The sequence below is a fragment of the Desulfuromonas soudanensis genome (genome assembly GCF_001278055.1).
In the GTDB taxonomy this organism is placed as follows: Bacteria; Desulfobacterota; Desulfuromonadia; order Desulfuromonadales; family WTL; genus Deferrimonas; species Deferrimonas soudanensis.
Window position 1 is genome coordinate 1395277 of the sequence record NZ_CP010802.1, and the last position, 15953, is coordinate 1411229.

The window sequence follows — 15953 nt, forward strand, 5'->3', positions numbered from 1 at the left end:
CCCCCTGGCTGCGGAAGACGCCATCGTCTTCCGCATTTTTTTGTGCTAATATTCAACGAACGTTAATTTGCCGTTGATCCCAGGAAATACTTTCTGCAAAAGGAGAGACCATGCTCAGGACTCTGGCGGCCAAGGCCGTGGTTCCGGTTGCGTTGACCGTCACCGGTTTTGTTGTTGTCTGCTGCAGTCTGCTCTACGGGTATATCCGGGCGGACATGGTCAGTACGGCGGTGCGGCAGGAGATCGGTCTGGCCGACACCATCGTCAAGTCGACCCGCTATGCCATGCTCAAGGCCGATCGCGAAACCCTGCGTCAGACGATAAATGATATCGGCAGTCAGCAGGGGGTCGAGCATGTGCGGGTGTTCAACAAAAAGGGGCTGGTGATGTTCTCCGCCGATCCGAGGGAAATCGGCGCCCTCGTCGACAAGGAGACGGAGGGGTGCAGCGAATGCCACTCCGGGGAGACTCCGGCCCTGCGCCTCGGCCCCATGGAACAGGCCCGCAATTTCCATAACGCCCGGGGGGAGGAGGTCCTGGCCATTACCGCGCCGATCTACAACGAAGCGGGGTGTGCCGAGGCCTCCTGCCACTTTCATCCCGAGGGGAACCGGGTCCTCGGGACTCTCGACATCGGTCTCTCCCAGCACGAGTTGCGCGGCAATCTTTTGAACCTCAGAAGCCGGATGGTGATCTTCTGCGCCATGGTTCTGGTTCTCACCGTCGGCGGCGTGCTGGCGCTGCTGCTGCGCAACGTCTTTCTTCCCCTCTACCGTCTGCGGGGTTATGTCAGGTCGGCGGCCCTCGACGGCTCCGGAGAGCATTTTTTCTCCGGCGGCGCCGAGGAGGTGGAAGAGATCGGCGGGCATGTGAGGGACTTAAGCGCCTCCCTTTTTCGGGCCCGGGAGGAGTTGGTCGCGGCGCGGCAGAGGATCGCCGCATTGGAGAAGCGCCTTGGGGAGTAGGGTGAAAAGGGATCGACGATTCCGTGCATACGAGGCGGGAAATGGAAACGGGTCAGCAAAAGGGACTGGAAGGGCCTGAATTGACAAATTCCGCGGCGGGCAGCGAAGGGGAGGGGGGTGGGCGTCTGGAGGCTTGCAGCCTGAGAATCAAGGGGCTGCGGGGGCGACCTGTTCAGGGAGCACTGGGGGTGGTCCTCTTCGTCCTGCTGAGCCTTCTCGCTTTGCGGGTCGAGGCCCTCTTCCCGGTGATCCCCGCCGGTCTGCGCCGCCTTCTCGGTGCGTCCCCGTCAACCGATCTGATCAACATCGCCCTGGTCGTTTACAGCTTTTCGGCCCTGATTCTTATCCTCTCCCGGATGATGGGGGGAGATCTGCGCTACCGCGGCTGGGTCCACCTGGGGTATATGGGGGGCTTTTTCCTCTTTTATCTCTATGCCGGGGCCCTGAAGGAGAATTTTTGGGCGATCTTCGCTGCGGGGATAACCATCTTCGCCCTCGAGTACTTCAACCTCTGGACCGCCTGCCAGGAGGAGATACGCCGGGAAGAGAAAGTGCTGAGGTTCCTTTCGGCGCAGGAAAAACCAGGGGAGGGAGACTGATTTCCTATCCATTGTCCAGCGGTATCAGGACCGGGACTTTAAGGAGGGTTACAGCAAGCCGAAACCGCGCAGGATGAAGAGGGAGAGGGTGTAGGTGAAAGCCGAAAGGAGGGTCGACATCATGACGATCGAGCCCGCCAGTTCGGCGTCGCCCTTGAGCTGGTGAGCCATGATGTAGGTGGCGGTGGCGGCAGGCGTGCCGGCCATCAGCACGCCGATCCCCAGATCCTGACCGCGCACCCCGAGGGCGACCAGGATCGCCGCGGCCACCAGGGGGAGCCAGACGATCTTGATGCCGGTGGCGAATCCGGCCATCACCAGGTCTCCCTTGAGTTTTTGCAGGGAGAAGGAACCGCCGATGGCCAATAGCGCCAGAGGGAGCGTCATTCCGGTGGCGATATGCAGGGTGCGGTCGAGTATCGTCGGTATCGGCAGGTCGAAAAAGCTCCAGAAAATCCCGGCGAAGGAGGCGAGAATCAGCGGATTGAGGAGAATCTGCCGGGTCCAGAACCCTTTGCCGGTCGCGGTGCCGTCCTGGCGATGGGGGAGGAGGAGGGCGAGGATGGCGAAGAAGTTGAGCACCGGGACGAGAAATCCCATGAGGATGCCGGCCCGGGTGAGACCCTCGTCGCCATAGGCGTTGAGGACGATGGCCAGTCCCATATAGGCGAGGTTGCCGCGGAAGGCTCCCTGGCTGAAGACCCCCCGGGCGGCGGGGGGATAACGGCGCAGGGCGGCGTAGCCGTAGGAGCAGGCGAAGGCGATGGCGATGGCCGCTGCCGAGCCGAGGACCAGGGTGCCGTTGAAGCTCGCGAAGAAGTCGGCGCTGCCGATCTTGTAAAAGAGGAGGAGGGGGAGGGCGATGTAGTAGACGAGGCGGTTGGTCTGGAAGAGAAAGGGGGCGTCGATCAGGGCCAGTCGTTTCAGGAAATAGCCGAGGGCGATGACGAGGAAAACCGGGAGAACGATGGTCAGGATTTCGAGGAACAGGGGCATGGAACCTCCGTGCGGGCGATCGCGGCCCAGCATAACGTAGCAAATCGGCGGGTGTCCAATATTTATTTGTGCCGCACACCTTTTCTTTTTCCCCTTTGCTGCTAGAGTAACAACAGGCACGGACAACGCGCTGTCAGTTGCCTCCTTGTTCCCTTCCTTTTCACAAAGGAAGGGTTTTTTTTCGACCGGCAGGGGCCGGGGCGGAAAATGCTTGTACTGGCCGGAGGCATCGTTTACAAATCGGATATGCGAAAAAACGAAATCATCCGCCTTCTCATCCTGGTGGCCCTGGTGCTGGTCATCACCTCCCTCCACTACCTGACGACCACCCAGAAGGTCCATTTTCACGACATCTATCGCCGCCTCTACTACATTCCCATCGTTCTCGGCGGACTCTGGTTTACCCTGCGCGGCGGTCTGGCCACCGCCATCGCCGTTTCGGTTCTCTTTGCCCCCCACGTCGTCTTTCAGTGGGGGCACCATCCCGCCGCCGATCCCGAGCAGTATCTGGAAATCCTCCTCTATAACGTCATCGGCTTTCTCACCGGTTTTCTCGCCGAAAAGGAAAAGACCCAGAAGGTGCGGTACCAGAAGGCGGCCCACCGTCTCGAAGAGAGTTACGACAAGCTCAAAAGCCAGGCGGACCAGATCCTCGAGATCGAGGAGCAGCTGCGCCGCGCCGACCGTCTTTCGGCCCTCGGCCAGCTCTCCGCCGGGATGGCGCACGAGATCCGCAATCCTCTCGGTTCCATCCGCGGGACGGCGGAAATCCTTCAGGAGGGGATCGACCCGGCGGACCGCCGTTACGAGTTCACATGCATCCTCATCAAGGAAGTCGATCGCCTCAACAAGGTGGTACAGAATTTTCTCGATTTCGCCCGCCCCTCGGCCGGCGACCGGGATCTGGTCGACGTCAACAGGCTTCTGGCCGAGGTGCTGACCCTGACCGGGCCGCCGGCCCTGAAAAACGGGGTGACGGCCCGGCTCGACGCCGGGGCGGTTCCGGAAATGGACGGGGACGGGGAGCAGCTCAAGCAGGCCTTTCTCAACCTGGTCCTCAACGCTCTGCAGGCCATGCCCGCCGGAGGCTCCCTGGATATTTCCACCGCCGCCTCCGCAGGGGTCCTGGAGATCCGCTTCACCGACAGCGGCGGCGGTATCCCCCCGGAAGACCTCGACCGGATCTTCAATCCCTTCTTCACCACCCGCGACGAGGGGACCGGGCTCGGACTGGCCATCACCCACCGCATCGTCCAGGGGCACGGAGGGCGCATCGCCGTGGAAAGCCGCCTCGGCGCCGGCACCACCTTCCTCCTCACCTTCCCCGTCAACGCAGTCTAGGAGACCCCGTGGCAGACAAACAGACCGTACTGGTCATCGACGACGACGATTCCCTGCGCCGGGTCACCGAATATACCCTGTCCGAGGCCGGATACCGGGTCCTGGTGGCCGCCAACGGCAAGGACGGTCTGGCCGTCTTCACCCGGGAGGCGCCAACCGTGGTGATCACCGATATCCAGATGCCGGTCCTCTCGGGGTATGAAGTGCTGCGCCGCATCAAGGAGGAGCGCCCCGACACCCTGGTGATTGTCATCACCGCCTTCGGCACCGTGGAAAACGCCGTCGAGGCGATGAAGGAGGGGGCCTACGACTACATCACCAAACCCTTCAGCCGCGACGAGTTGCGCATGGTGGTCGCCAAGGGTTTTGCCTTTCTCGGCATGGTCGAGGAGAACCGGCGTCTGCGGGAACAACTCTCCGACCGGGTCGATTTCAGCCGCCTGGTCGGAATTTCCGATGAAATGCAGGAGGTCTTCAACCTGGTGCGGCGGGTCGCTCCCAGCGAGGCGACGGTGCTGATCAGCGGCGAAAGCGGGACCGGCAAGGAGCTCATCGCCCGGGCGATCCACGGCGGCAGTGATCGGAGCGGAGCCCCCTTCGTCGCCGTCAACTGTGCCGCCATCCCCCGGGAGCTCCTCGAGAGCGAGCTTTTCGGACATGTGCGCGGCTCCTTCACCGGTGCCGTCAAGGACCGCAAGGGGAAGTTCGAACTGGCCGACGGCGGGACCCTGTTCCTCGACGAGATCGGCGAACTCCCTCTCGACCTGCAGCCCAAGCTGCTGCGCGCGTTGCAGGAGCGGGAGATCGAGCCGGTGGGAGGGGGGCTGCGCAGGGTCGATGTCCGGGTGGTGGCTGCGACCAACCGCGATCTCGAGGGGGGGATGGAGGAGGGGACCTTTCGCGAGGATCTCTATTACCGGCTGGCGGTCATCCCCCTGCTCCTCCCTCCCCTGCGCCAGCGCTCCGCCGACGTGCCGCTGCTGGTGAAGCACTTCCTCGCCAAGCACGGCGGTGCCGGAATTACCGTCGCCGACTCGGCCATGGCCGCTCTTGAGGCCTATGACTGGCCGGGGAACGTGCGCGAACTGGAGAACGCCGTGGAGCGGATGATCATCCTGCGGCGCGGCGACCTTCTCGAGGCGGCGGACCTCCCTCCCAAGATCCGCCAGGGGGAGAAAAAGGAAAGGGGCGGAGTCCTTACCCTTCCCGATGAGGGGTATTCCCTCGAAGCCCTCGAGCGGGAAGCGGTCGTCGAGGCGCTACGGCGCAACAATTGGAATCAGACGCACGCGGCGGCTTTTTTGCGCATCCCCCGCCATACCCTGGTTTACCGCATGGAAAAATATGAAATCCGCAAACCCTCCTGAGGGAACGCCAATGAACCCTGTCTTCCCCCAGGACAGAGGGCACATCTTCTTCTGTCAAATTGCCCGGTAATAACGAGAGGAAACAATGGCACGACTTCTGGTCCCTGAAATGACGCCCGTAAGCCCCGACGGACCTCCCCAGTTCGCCCTCGAAGGGTGGGTCGACACCGCCCCCTTCGAGGATCTTCTCGGCATCGTCATCGAGAGTGCCGGGAAGGGGAGGGCAAGGCTCTCTCTCCCCTTCGTCGTGCGCCTGGCGCAGGGGGGAGGGGTGCTGCACGGCGGGGCCCTGACCACCCTGGCCGATACCGCCGTCGCCATGGCGATCAAGACCCTTCTTCCGGCCGGGACCCGTTTTGCCACCACCGAACTCTCCACCCGTTTTCTCGCCCCGCTGTGCCGCGGGCGCGTCACCGCCGAGGCCTGCGTGACCGGTCCGCAGGGGCGCACCTTTCAGGGGGAGGCGACGGTCCGCGACGAAGAAGGGTGCGAGGTGGCCCGCTTCACTTCGGTCTTCCGGGTCGCCCGCGGCCAGGGGTTCGACGAATGAACCGCCGGACCTTCGAGGGGCTGGTCCGCAAGGCGGTGGCCGGTATACCCGACGAATTTCTCGGCAAGGTGAAAAACCTCTCCATCCAGGTCGAGGATTGGGCCGATCCCGAGACCCTGGCCGAGGTCGGTTTCGACGATCCCCGCGATCTCCTCGGCTATTACCGCGGCTGGCCCCTGGCCGAGCGCGGCCACGAGTACGGCAACTGTCTCCCCGACCTGATCATCATCTACCAGGGCGCGGTGGAAGATTACCGCCTGGAGACGGGAGAGCCGCTGCTGCGCATCATCCGCCAGACCGTCGTTCATGAACTGGCCCACTACTTCGGCTTCTCCGAAGAGGAGATGGATCGGATCGAGGACCTGTGGGCGGGCAAGGAGGACGCATCTTGACATTTTTCAGGGCAGGGGGTAGAAATGGCCTTTATTCACGGCATTCGTAGGAAAGGACCCTTCTCCATGCGTATTTCTCTGGTGATTCTCGGTTGCGCGATTTTTCTCCACCCCCTCTTCAGCCCGGCTTTTGCCGGCGGGAGCCGCCCCGAGCCCAAGACGACAGCTGTTGCCAAGGGGACCCTCGCCCCCGACTTCGCCCTGAAAAATCTCCAGGGAAAGACGGTCGAACTTTCCAGCTTCCGCGGGCAGGTGGTCCTGGTGAATTTCTGGGCCACCTGGTGTCCCCCCTGCTTGGAAGAGATGCCGAGTATGGAAAAGCTGCAGACGCTCATGGCCGGTGAGAAGTTCGTCCTGCTGGCCATCAACGTCGAGGAAGACGGCGAGGAAAACGTCAAACACTTCCTCAAGAAAAATCGCCACACCTTTCCGATCCTTCTCGACTCGGAAGCCGAGGTCCAGGCGCGCTATGGCGTCTACCGTTTTCCCGAGACCTTTGTCGTCGGCAAGGACGGCATCGTCACCGATCACATCATCGGCGCCATCGACTGGGCCTCCGAGGATACGGTGAAATATTTCAAGAAACTGGTCGGGAGATAGGCCATGAATCCGAGTGCCGATGTCACTTTCTGGATTGCCTTTTCCGGCGGCGTCCTCTCCTTTTTCTCTCCCTGCGTGCTGCCGCTGATCCCCTCCTATCTCACCTATATCACCGGACTCTCCTTCGGCCAGCTCAAGGATGAGAACCCCACCGCCAAAGTGCGGATCACCGTCGCTCTCCACTCCCTGACCTTCATTGCCGGCTTTTCAGCGGTCTTTATCACCCTCGGCGCCATCGCCGGCATCGCCTCCTTCACCTTTCAGGAACATCTCCGCGAGGGGCTGATGTGGGTGCAGAAGGTCGGCGGCATCCTGATCTTCCTCTTCGGCGTGCACATGTCCGGCCTCTTTCATTTCGGCGTCCTTCTCGGCGAGAAGAGGGTGCAGATCCACAGCAAACCCCATGGGTTTGTCGGTACCTTCCTCGTCGGCCTCGCTTTTGCCGCCGGTTGGACCCCCTGCATCGGCCCGATCCTCGGCGCCATTCTCGCCCTCGCCGCCGGAACCAACGCCACCGCCAGCCACGGCATCCTCCTCCTCTCCGCCTATTCCGCCGGACTCGGCATCCCCTTTTTCCTCTCCGGGGTGCTCTTTCACTCCTTTCTCACCGCCTTCAACCGCTTCCGCAAGCACATCCGTCTCCTGGAAATCTTCACCGGAGTGCTCCTCATGGTCGTGGGGGCGATGCTCTTCTTCGATCTCCTCGGCAGGCTCTCCGGCTATCTCTACCGCTGGTTCCCCGTCACCGGTTAGGGACTGGCTCCGAAGGTACCAGGCCCGAGCGATTTTCCCCTTGACAGGCGTGCCCCCTGCTGTTAAATTGAAATCCAATTTCAACTGGAGCGGCTGATGGCGGCAGGGAAAAAGGAATTTCACGAATATCTGGTCCGGCAGGGTCTCAAGTCGACCAGACAGCGCGACCTCATTCTCGATGAATTCCTGCGCTGCGCTTCCCACCCCTCCACCGAGGAGCTCTACCTGCGGCTGCGAAAAAAGCACCCGGGGATCGGCTACGCCACGGTACACCGTTCCCTGAAGCTCTTCGCCGAGGCCGGCATCGCCGAGGCCCGGCACTTCGGGGACGGCCAGACCCGCTACGAATCGACGGCCAGCGCCGAGCACCACGACCATCTGGTCTGCACCGCCTGCGGCGCGATCAGCGAATTCGAGGATCCGCGCATCGAGCAGCTCCAGGAAAAGGTGGCCAAGGACCACGGCTTCACCATCACCAGCCACCGCCTGGAACTCTACGGCCTCTGCTCCGCCTGTTCTTCCCGGCCGCAAACGGGTTGATCTGCAAGGACCAGGATTTCAACGCAGAGGCGCAGAGAGGGAGAGGCGGGGAGAAAAGAGAAAATAGGGTTGAACCTGGGCTCGGTGTTTTTTCTGCGACTCTCCGACCCTCTGCGACTCAGCGTTGAAAAGTGTTTCCACCAGCAGGCTGCTAAGTCAAACCCGGTTTCAATGAATGAAAATGATTGTCAATCTTAAGCCCTTGGAAAGACTCCGATGACCTCCACCGCCCATAACCTTGCCACCCCGCCGAAGATCGTTCTGGTCGGCAACCCCAACGTCGGCAAAAGCGTTCTCTTCAACGCCCTCACCGGGTCCTACACCACCGTCTCCAACTATCCCGGGACCTCCGTCGAGGTCTCCCGCGGCTACTGCGACCTGGCGGGGGTGCGCTACGAGGTCCTCGATACCCCGGGGATGTACTCGCTGTTGCCGATTACCGAAGAGGAGCGGGTCGCCCGGGCGATCCTCCTGGCAGAAGATCCCCATGTGGTGGTGCATGTCATCGACGCCCGCAACCTCGAGCGGATGCTGCCGATGACCCTGCAGCTGGTGGAGGCCGGCCTCCCCGTCGTCCTGGTGGTCAACATCCTGGACGAGGCCGAGCGTCTCGGTATGGCCATCGACATCCCCCTTCTGCAGGAGAAGCTCGGCATCCCCGTCTTCGGCGCCGCCGCCGCCCGCAAGCGCGGCCTCAAGGAGATCCGCTCCGCCCTTGGCGCCCCTGTCTCGGAAAAACGGGCGGTTTTCGCCTACGCCAGCGACCTGGAGCGGGACATCCTGAAGGTCGCCGCCGCCCTGGACGGCGACTACCGCATCGACCGCCGCGCCCTGGCCCTTCTCCTGCTGCAAAAAGACCAGGAGATCGCCGAACTGGTCCGCGCCACCGAAAGGGAAGGGGGGGGCGCCGTCGAGCGCACCGTCAATGAGGTGGTCTTCGAGCGCCGCGTCGATCTCCACCTCCGCATCAGTCTCGAGCGGCGAAGGGTCTGCAAGGGGCTCCTCGCCGGGGTCATCACCCAGCAGCAGCGCGACGGGATCCCCTTCGCCGAGCGCCTCTCCGGCTGGACCATGAACCCCTGGACCGGCGTCCCCCTCCTCCTGCTGGTCCTCTACTTCGGGCTCTACAAGTTCGTCGGCGGTTTCGGCGCCGGTACGGTGGTCGATTTCCTGGAGGGGACCCTCTTCGAGGAAATCATCAACCCCTTTGCCATCGCCCTCGCCGATCGTTATCTGACCTGGAACTGGCTCCATGAACTCCTCGTCGGCGAGTACGGAGTCTTCACCCTCGGGGTGCGTTACGCCGTCGCCCTCGTCCTCCCCATCGTCGGCACCTTCTTCATCGCATTTTCTGTGATCGAGGATACCGGCTACTTCCCCCGACTGGCCATGCTCGTCGACCGGGTCTTCAAAAGGATCGGCCTCAACGGCCGTGCCGTCATCCCCATCGTTCTCGGCTTCGGCTGCGACACCATGGCGACCATGGTCACCCGGACCCTCGAGACGGTGCGCGAGCGCGTCCTGGCCACCCTCCTCCTCGCCCTGGCCATCCCCTGCAGCGCCCAGCTCGGCGTCATCCTCGGCCTCCTCTCCGGCGTCCCCGGCGCTCTGGCCGTCTGGACCGGCGCCATGGTCGGCATCTTTTTGCTCATCGGCCTTCTCGCCGCCCATCTCGTTCCCGGCGAGCGGCCGATGTTCTACATGGAGATTCCGCCGCTGCGTCTCCCGCAGATCCGCAACGTTCTGGTCAAGACCCTGACCCGCATGCAGTGGTACTTCATGGAGATCTTCCCCCTCTTCGTCATCGCCTCGGTCCTCCTCTGGGCCGGCAAGATGACCGGGGCTCTGCAGTGGCTGGTCGGTGTCATGGCCCCGGTGATGCGCGTCCTCGGCCTCCCCGAGGAAGCGTCTTCGGCCTTCATCTTCGGTTTCTTCCGCCGCGACTTCGGCGCCGCCGGTCTCTACGACCTGCAGACCGCAGGCCTTCTCACCCCGGTGCAGCTCACCGTCGCCGCGGTGACCCTGACCCTCTTCGTCCCCTGCGTCGCCCAGTTTCTGATGATGCAGAAGGAGCGGGGGTGGAAGGTCTCGGGAGGGATCTTCGCCCTCGTCACCCTGCTGGCCTTCACCACCGGTTGGGCTCTGAACAAGGCCCTTCTCTTCAGCGGAGTCCTCTCATGAAGTGCGGTTTCTGCGGCAAAGACCTCCCCGACGAGGTCGACACTAAACAAAAAGGGTGCGGCCAGTGCGGCGGCGGCTGTCGCAAGATACACTGCCCAGACTGCGGCTACGCCAATCCGGTGATCCCCGATTTTTTAAAACGTCTGGCCAAGGCCGGTGACGACTCAGGAGAGGACAAAAAACGATGAAACTGACCGCCAAAGCAGAAGATCTCCTCGAGGCACTGTGGCTTGCCACCGTCGAGGGGGGAGACAACTCCGCCCATCTCGAAACCCTCGGAGTCGGTCCCGACGACGAGGATCTAGGCGAACTCGTGCGCCTGGCCTATATCGAGATCAAAGGGGAACGGGTCTACCTGCGCCCCGAAGGACGCCCCGAAGCGCAGATGACCGTGCGCCGCCATCGCCTCGCCGAACGGTTGGTGATGGACATCTTCGACCTCAAGGGGGAGAAGGGGGACGCCCGCGCCTGCGAGTTCGAGCACCTCCTCCACCAGGGGGTCGACACCAAGATCTGCACCCTCCTCAACCATCCCACCACCTGCCCCCACGGCAAGCCGATCCCCCCGGGGAAGTGCTGCGAGGCGGCCCGCGCCGCCGGAGAGGTCGGCGTCGTCGCCCTCACCGAGCTCAAGGCGGGCGAACAGGGGGAGATCGCCTATCTCTCCACAGTCGACGCCAAGAAGATGCAGAAGCTCATGAGCATGGGAGTCCTCCCCGGCAACACCCTGTCTCTGAGCCGCAGTTATCCCTCCTACATCTTCAAGGTCGGCAACTCCGAGTTCGCCGTCGACGAGGAGCTGGCGCGGGAGATCTTCATTCGCAAGGGGTAGCACTCTGACCCCCCTCAGTCCCCCCGACTTCGCAGGGGGGAGGCCGTTCTTAAATTTTTAGGGGTCGCGTCTACAGATTTCATTTTCTGAAATGTGTAGACGCGACCCCTTTGTCTTTTTTCGGACCCCTTTGTCTTTTCTCGACCCGGTCTTTCCCTCCGTGCGCGATGAAATTTGCCTCTACGCGGCCGGGGGCCTGATAAGGGTTAGCGGTTATTGCAGCTTCGGAAATCCCTGGGCTTGTCGCTTACTCTTTCATATTCGGTCTCTCTGGTGTCGGAGACTGAAACTGGTAAAATAAATAGAACTAAGCCTGCGACATACTCCGATCTTTTGGATTTGCCATGTTTGCTAGTGTCTAAACCCAAAGTTAATTGTTCATAGCTTGGCCCAACAACAACATCGCCGCTGCCTCGTGACAGCAGATAGGCCTCTCTCCTTATTGTTATTTTTCCATCGGTAATTTTGAAGTCTTTGCCTTCATTGTAACTTTTTTCGTATGAGGTACAGCCATTTGTGATTGCTTTAACTATGAGTGAGTTGTCACTTGCAATCACTTCTATGAATTCGATTGTTTCATGGTCTATTTTATCGTCATTGCCTAATTTGAAATCGTTCCAAATGATTTGCGAAAGATAGCCTGACGGATTGCCTTTGTTTTTATAGATTCCTTCAAACTCCGAAAGGTTAGATACCTTTTGGAAATCTCTATTGTTTTTTGGCTCCGAATGATAAGCGCAGGAGCTTAATGATAAGAGCAATATGAATAGAGTCGACTTGATCATAGTTCCTCCCGCCAATGTGTTTGCAGGGTAGGTGAAGACGTCGATCATCGATCCGGATGTCCGACTCCTCGGAAAGGGTAAAGGCAAGGAATCGAACCCGGTGGAAGCCGTAACGGCCTGCTAGTCGTTCCTTCGGATTTCCTCCATCAGGCGGCTGCGCAGATCGTGCAGTCCCTGGCTCATCGCCACCTTGTAGCGATGGGGGTTGAAGAGGCGCAGCGATCCTTCGGGGAGGCGTTGCAGTTCGGCAAGAGAGCGATCCGCCATCTCCTGCAGAGGAGGGGATTCCACGGTGATTTCTCCCCCTTCCATAACGGTCTGCCGGATCTCTTCGAGAGTGACTCCCTCGGGAACCGTCGTGTTGCGCAGGGGGTTGGTCGGGTCGTAGACCCTGGCTCCCGAAGCGATATTCTCCTCCTTGAGGCACAGAATATCCATGAGGAAGGAACCGTCCCTTTTGATTCCCCGGAGCACCCGCTTGCAGTCCGGCAGGGTCGCCTTGGCGATGTCGCTGGTCACCTTGAGTTTCGGTCGGCCGTCGAAGCGGACAAGTTTGTAGACCCCCCCCAGAGCCCCTCCTCCTTCGCCGTCGCAGGTCGCCAGGCGCGTCCCCACCCCGTAGATGTCGATCCTTCCCCCCTCGTCGCGGATCGAGTGGATCACGTACTCGTCGAGTTCGTTGGAGGCGACGATCTTCACCCCGGGGAAGCCGGCCTCGTCGAAGAGGCGGCGCGCCTCCTTGCTCAGATAGGCGAGATCTCCCGAATCGAGGCGTATCCCGAAGAGCTCGTGCCCCCTCTCCCGCAACTCCCGGGCGACGGTGAGGGCGTTGGGAAGGCCGCTTTTGAGGGTGTCGTAGGTGTCCACCAACAGGATGCAGGCGTCGGGGAAGGAGTCGGCATAGGCGCGAAAGGCGCTCAGTTCATCGGCAAAGGCCATGATCCAGCTGTGGGCATGGGTCCCCTTGACGGGGATTCCGAAGCGCTCTCCGGCCCAGACGTTGCTGGTACTGCGCACCCCGCCGATAAACGCGGCCCGTGCTACCGACAGCCCGCCGTCAGGGCCCTGGGCGCGGCGCAGACCGAACTCGAGGACTTCCCCGTCGCCGGCAGAAAGCCGTATGCGCGCCGCCTTGGTCGCCGCCAGGGTCTGGAAATTGATGATGTTGAGGAGCGCCGTCTCCACGAACTGGGCCTCGGCCAGCGTCCCCTCCACGGTGAGGAGGGGCTCGTTGGCAAAGACGACCGTCCCCTCCGGCGGGGCGGTGACCCGGCCGGTAAATCGGAAATCCCGCAGAAAGTGAAGAAAGGCGGGCTTGAAAATCTCCAGGCTCTTCAGGTAGTCGAGATCGTCCTCCGTGAAGCGCAGGCCCTCAAGATAGTGCAGGGCCGGTTCGAGACCGGCAAAGACCGCATAGCTTCCGGTAAAGGGATTGGTGCGAAAAAAGAGGTCGAAGACCGCCGGCTTTTGGTGCATCCCCTCGTCGAAGTAGCCGGCCAGCATGGTCAGCTCATAGAGGTCGGTGAGGAGGGCGGAATACTGGCTGCGTTTCATGGTTTCTCCGGGGGGACTGAAGTCGTCATTAGTCGGTCACTCTCCGAGGGCCCGTTCGATGGCGGACAGCCCCTCCAGGGCGCCGCAGGGAAGGGAGACGTGCGGGGGGCCGATGTGGGGTTCTCGGGGATTGATGCGGATCACTCCGGCCTCCCGGTAGCGCCCGAGCTCTTCGCTGAGATAACGGATGGTGGGAATGGCCGTTCCGGCTCCGAGTTCGATCACCGCCAGGGGGGCGGCGCGGTGCTGTTCGCAAAAGAGATCGAAGCGCATCTGCTGGCCGTGACTGCGCCCGCCGATCCAGGAGGAGTCGCCGAACATCAGGACGTTGGGACGGGCCGTGTCGCCGCAGCGGATGCAGCGGGGGATGACGCCGGCGCGCATGGTCGACGGATCGACGGGAATCTCGGCGTCGTTGGGCCAGATCTCCATGGAACAGGGCTTGATGCACTGCAGGTGATGAATGGAGCCGTGAACCTCGAGGATGGCCTCTTCGGCGAACCCGGCCTTCTGGAACTGGCCGTCGACGTTGGAGGTGACGACGAAGGTGTCGAGGTCGAAACGCTCCGCCCAGCGGCGCAGCAGCTCGAAGCCGTGGTGGGGAACCGTCTGGCGGTAGAGGTTGGTGCGGTGGCCGTAGAAACCCCAGCCGAAGGGGGGATCCCTCTCGAAATGGGCGGGGTTGGCGGCGGCGATGAAGCTGATGCCGAGGTGCCGGTACATGGGGTAGGCGTTCCAGAAACCGTGGTCGCCACGAAAATCGGGGAGTCCCGAATCGACCCCCATCCCCGCCCCGGCGGTGATCACCAGGGCCCGGGCGCTGCGGATGATCCGCGCCGCCTTCTGTACCTCTTCACTCTTGTCCATAAAGTCCTCAAAGGGCCTTTTTAACGCTGAGGCGCAAAGAAAGGAGAGACGGAGAGAAAAAAGGACATTGAAATTTTTTTGACCCTTTTGACTTTCTCTCCTTCTCAGCGCCTCTGCGTTGAAGCCTTTGTCCTGAATCTAGATCGCCACGTGCACCGGCGTCGGTTTGAGGATCCGCACCACATCGGCCGGGTCGAGCCCGACGAGAAAGCCGCGCTTGCCGCCGTTGAGGTAGATGCGCGGCAGATCGAGAATCGTCTCTTCGAGGTAGACCGGCATCGCCTTTTTGGTGCCGAAGGGGGAGGTCCCCCCGACCAGGTACCCGGAATGGCGGTTGGCGGCCTCGGGGGCGCAGGGAGCGATGGTCTTGACGCCGAGGACCCGGGCCAGTTCCCTGGTCGAAACCTGGCGGTCGCCGTGCATGAGGACGATCAACGGTTTTTTGTTCTCATCCTCCATGATCAGGGTCTTGATCACCTGGTGTTCATCGACTCCGAGTTCCCGGGCCGAGACGGCAGTCCCCCCCTTTTCCTCATAGGCGTAGGGGTGACCGGTGAAGCTGACCCCCGCCTGGCGCAGTTGACGAATCGCGGCCGTGACCGGTGTTTTGTCCTTGGCCATGGGCTCTCCTTTTTCAGTTTATCAGGTGGTCAGCAGGGAGGCCGCCAGCAGGAGGAGACTGCCGACAATGGCAGCCAGGCTCAGCGCTGCCAGCCCCTTGAAGAGAGGGTCCATGATCCGGCGGGAGCGGACGCCGATGGGGAGCACCCCTCCAAGGAGAGCACCTCCGAGAGCGCCGCCAAGGTGGCCGGCGTTATCGGCGCCGACCAGCAGGCCGAAGATAAAGGCGAAGATCGCCCACTGAAACATGAAGTTGCGGATCTGCTCCCCGGCGCGGCCCATCCGGTGGTAATAGACGACGGAGAAGCCGATCAGGCCAAAGAGGGAGCCGGAGGCGCCGACCACCGGGACCGCCGGGTGCCAGAGATAGCCGAGGCCCGTGGCGGTAAGGGCGGTGAGGGTATAGAGAAAGAGGAAGCGCGGTTTGCCGAGCTCGGCCTCGAGAAGGGGACCGACCTGGTAGAGGACCATCATGTTGAAGCCGAGATGGATGAGCCCGCCGTGGGTGAAGGCGTAGGTCAGGCAGCGCCACCACTCCCCCTGTCCGAGGACCAGGGGCCAGTACTGCCCCCCCCAGTAGACCAGGAGCTGGGTCGGCGGGTTGAGGATCGCCTGCAGCCCGAGTCCGAGGATCGTGCCGTGAATGACCATCAGGGTGAAGAGGGCGAGGTTGGCGAAGATCAGGATGCCGGTGAGCGACGGACCGCCATGGCCGAAGAGGGGAGGGGCTCCCGGGCCCCCCTTGAGGCGGCGCTCCCAGTTCATGATCCGCCACTGCCAGCGGGTGCCGTTCATGCCGAGGTTGTCGAAGAAACGTTTCCAGTCCAAAAGGGGCTCCTTTGCGGGGGATGAGGCTCCAACTATCGCAGAAAAGGGGGCTCCGGGCAACCCTCTTGTCGCTGGAAGCAGTCGTCCGCAACGTCCCCGCGGCCGGCAATAACTAGCCAATATTGCAATCGAAAGGGGAGGAGTCGTTTTGACAGCCGATGACGGCGTGATAAAATGGGAAC

At 61.9% G+C, this 15953-nt stretch carries 18 protein-coding genes; 12 read left to right on the top strand and 6 right to left on the bottom strand.

The window, feature by feature from the left end:
• Positions 1–110 precede the first annotated feature (110 nt).
• Together DSOUD_RS06195 and DSOUD_RS06200 are read left to right on the top strand one after the other, a co-directional pair.
• Complete coding sequence (locus DSOUD_RS06195; protein ID WP_053550190.1) at positions 111–965, top strand: hypothetical protein; 855 nt, start codon at positions 111–113, stop codon at positions 963–965.
• 41 nt (positions 966–1006) lie between these two features.
• Complete coding sequence (locus DSOUD_RS06200) at positions 1007–1564, top strand: menaquinol oxidoreductase (RefSeq protein ID WP_198300375.1); 558 nt, start codon at positions 1007–1009, stop codon at positions 1562–1564.
• A 48-nt stretch (positions 1565–1612) separates the two neighbouring features.
• Here DSOUD_RS06200 and DSOUD_RS06205 read toward each other — a convergent pair whose 3' ends face one another.
• The gene (locus tag DSOUD_RS06205; RefSeq protein ID WP_053550192.1) at positions 1613–2560 is read right to left on the bottom strand and encodes an AEC family transporter; all 948 of its coding nucleotides are present in this window, start codon (positions 2558–2560) and stop codon (positions 1613–1615) included.
• A gap of 246 nt (positions 2561–2806) precedes the next feature.
• Here DSOUD_RS06205 and DSOUD_RS06210 point away from each other — a divergent pair, with 246 nt between their 5' ends.
• The 10 genes from DSOUD_RS06210 to DSOUD_RS06255 all read left to right on the top strand — a co-directional run bounded on the left by DSOUD_RS06210 (position 2807) and on the right by DSOUD_RS06255 (position 11116).
• The gene (locus tag DSOUD_RS06210; protein WP_053552312.1) at positions 2807–3901 is read left to right on the top strand and encodes a two-component system sensor histidine kinase NtrB; all 1095 of its coding nucleotides are present in this window, start codon (positions 2807–2809) and stop codon (positions 3899–3901) included.
• Between the two features lie 8 nt (positions 3902–3909).
• Positions 3910–5268 carry a sigma-54-dependent transcriptional regulator gene (locus DSOUD_RS06215; RefSeq protein ID WP_053550193.1) on the top strand — a complete coding sequence of 453 codons (1359 nt, stop codon included), beginning with the start codon at positions 3910–3912 and terminating at the stop codon, positions 5266–5268.
• A gap of 85 nt (positions 5269–5353) precedes the next feature.
• Positions 5354–5818, top strand: coding sequence for a PaaI family thioesterase (locus DSOUD_RS06220; RefSeq protein WP_053550194.1), 465 nt, complete (start codon positions 5354–5356; stop codon positions 5816–5818).
• Entirely contained in the window at positions 5815–6210 is a 396-nt protein-coding gene (locus DSOUD_RS06225) for a metallopeptidase family protein (protein ID WP_053550195.1), read from the top strand. The genes DSOUD_RS06220 and DSOUD_RS06225 overlap by 4 nt, the downstream gene beginning before the upstream one ends.
• A gap of 66 nt (positions 6211–6276) precedes the next feature.
• Entirely contained in the window at positions 6277–6810 is a 534-nt protein-coding gene (locus DSOUD_RS06230; RefSeq protein ID WP_053550196.1) for a TlpA disulfide reductase family protein, read from the top strand.
• A 3-nt stretch (positions 6811–6813) separates the two neighbouring features.
• Positions 6814–7563, top strand: coding sequence for a cytochrome c biogenesis CcdA family protein (locus DSOUD_RS06235; RefSeq protein WP_053550197.1), 750 nt, complete (start codon positions 6814–6816; stop codon positions 7561–7563).
• A gap of 96 nt (positions 7564–7659) precedes the next feature.
• Positions 7660–8103, top strand: a complete 444-nt coding sequence (locus DSOUD_RS06240) for a Fur family transcriptional regulator (protein ID WP_053550198.1) — start codon at positions 7660–7662, stop codon at positions 8101–8103.
• 216 nt (positions 8104–8319) lie between these two features.
• Entirely contained in the window at positions 8320–10284 is a 1965-nt protein-coding gene (feoB, locus tag DSOUD_RS06245; protein WP_053550199.1) for a ferrous iron transport protein B, read from the top strand.
• A complete protein-coding gene (locus DSOUD_RS06250) occupies positions 10281–10472 on the top strand; it encodes a hypothetical protein (RefSeq protein ID WP_053550200.1) in 192 nt (63 codons plus the stop codon). Before feoB ends, DSOUD_RS06250 begins: the two co-directional genes overlap by 4 nt.
• The gene (locus DSOUD_RS06255; protein ID WP_053550201.1) at positions 10469–11116 is read left to right on the top strand and encodes a metal-dependent transcriptional regulator; all 648 of its coding nucleotides are present in this window, start codon (positions 10469–10471) and stop codon (positions 11114–11116) included. The genes DSOUD_RS06250 and DSOUD_RS06255 overlap by 4 nt, the downstream gene beginning before the upstream one ends.
• Positions 11117–11322: 206 nt before the next feature.
• Here the strand turns inward: DSOUD_RS06255 and DSOUD_RS18370 are convergent, their stop codons facing one another.
• The 5 genes from DSOUD_RS18370 to DSOUD_RS06275 all read right to left on the bottom strand — a co-directional run bounded on the left by DSOUD_RS18370 (position 11323) and on the right by DSOUD_RS06275 (position 15771).
• Positions 11323–11901 carry a hypothetical protein gene (locus DSOUD_RS18370; RefSeq protein WP_157671778.1) on the bottom strand — a complete coding sequence of 193 codons (579 nt, stop codon included), beginning with the start codon at positions 11899–11901 and terminating at the stop codon, positions 11323–11325.
• Between the two features lie 120 nt (positions 11902–12021).
• Positions 12022–13455 carry a nicotinate phosphoribosyltransferase gene (locus tag DSOUD_RS06260; protein ID WP_053550202.1) on the bottom strand — a complete coding sequence of 478 codons (1434 nt, stop codon included), beginning with the start codon at positions 13453–13455 and terminating at the stop codon, positions 12022–12024.
• Between the two features lie 36 nt (positions 13456–13491).
• The gene (locus tag DSOUD_RS06265) at positions 13492–14322 is read right to left on the bottom strand and encodes an SIR2 family NAD-dependent protein deacylase (protein WP_053550203.1); all 831 of its coding nucleotides are present in this window, start codon (positions 14320–14322) and stop codon (positions 13492–13494) included.
• Positions 14323–14460: 138 nt separating this feature from the next.
• The gene (gene ybaK / locus DSOUD_RS06270; RefSeq protein WP_053550204.1) at positions 14461–14943 is read right to left on the bottom strand and encodes a Cys-tRNA(Pro) deacylase; all 483 of its coding nucleotides are present in this window, start codon (positions 14941–14943) and stop codon (positions 14461–14463) included.
• A 21-nt stretch (positions 14944–14964) separates the two neighbouring features.
• Positions 14965–15771, bottom strand: a complete 807-nt coding sequence (locus tag DSOUD_RS06275) for a rhomboid family intramembrane serine protease (protein WP_053550205.1) — start codon at positions 15769–15771, stop codon at positions 14965–14967.
• Positions 15772–15953 lie beyond the last annotated feature (182 nt).

What these genes read in the sequence shown, in the direction of transcription:
- DSOUD_RS06195 (WP_053550190.1), top strand. Translation starts at nt 111, where the DNA reads ATGCTCAGGACTCTGGCGGCCAAGGCCGTGGTTCCGGTTGCGTTGACC.
- DSOUD_RS06200 (WP_198300375.1), top strand. Translation starts at nt 1,007, where the DNA reads ATGGAAACGGGTCAGCAAAAGGGACTGGAAGGGCCTGAATTGACAAAT.
- DSOUD_RS06205 (WP_053550192.1), bottom strand. Translation starts at nt 2,560, where the DNA reads ATGCCCCTGTTCCTCGAAATCCTGACCATCGTTCTCCCGGTTTTCCTC.
- DSOUD_RS06210 (WP_053552312.1), top strand. Translation starts at nt 2,807, where the DNA reads ATGCGAAAAAACGAAATCATCCGCCTTCTCATCCTGGTGGCCCTGGTG.
- DSOUD_RS06220 (WP_053550194.1), top strand. Translation starts at nt 5,354, where the DNA reads ATGGCACGACTTCTGGTCCCTGAAATGACGCCCGTAAGCCCCGACGGA.
- DSOUD_RS06225 (WP_053550195.1), top strand. Translation starts at nt 5,815, where the DNA reads ATGAACCGCCGGACCTTCGAGGGGCTGGTCCGCAAGGCGGTGGCCGGT.
- DSOUD_RS06230 (WP_053550196.1), top strand. Translation starts at nt 6,277, where the DNA reads ATGCGTATTTCTCTGGTGATTCTCGGTTGCGCGATTTTTCTCCACCCC.
- DSOUD_RS06235 (WP_053550197.1), top strand. Translation starts at nt 6,814, where the DNA reads ATGAATCCGAGTGCCGATGTCACTTTCTGGATTGCCTTTTCCGGCGGC.
- DSOUD_RS06240 (WP_053550198.1), top strand. Translation starts at nt 7,660, where the DNA reads ATGGCGGCAGGGAAAAAGGAATTTCACGAATATCTGGTCCGGCAGGGT.
- feoB (WP_053550199.1), top strand. Translation starts at nt 8,320, where the DNA reads ATGACCTCCACCGCCCATAACCTTGCCACCCCGCCGAAGATCGTTCTG.
- DSOUD_RS06250 (WP_053550200.1), top strand. Translation starts at nt 10,281, where the DNA reads ATGAAGTGCGGTTTCTGCGGCAAAGACCTCCCCGACGAGGTCGACACT.
- DSOUD_RS06255 (WP_053550201.1), top strand. Translation starts at nt 10,469, where the DNA reads ATGAAACTGACCGCCAAAGCAGAAGATCTCCTCGAGGCACTGTGGCTT.
- DSOUD_RS18370 (WP_157671778.1), bottom strand. Translation starts at nt 11,901, where the DNA reads ATGATCAAGTCGACTCTATTCATATTGCTCTTATCATTAAGCTCCTGC.
- DSOUD_RS06260 (WP_053550202.1), bottom strand. Translation starts at nt 13,455, where the DNA reads ATGAAACGCAGCCAGTATTCCGCCCTCCTCACCGACCTCTATGAGCTG.
- DSOUD_RS06265 (WP_053550203.1), bottom strand. Translation starts at nt 14,322, where the DNA reads ATGGACAAGAGTGAAGAGGTACAGAAGGCGGCGCGGATCATCCGCAGC.
- ybaK (WP_053550204.1), bottom strand. Translation starts at nt 14,943, where the DNA reads ATGGCCAAGGACAAAACACCGGTCACGGCCGCGATTCGTCAACTGCGC.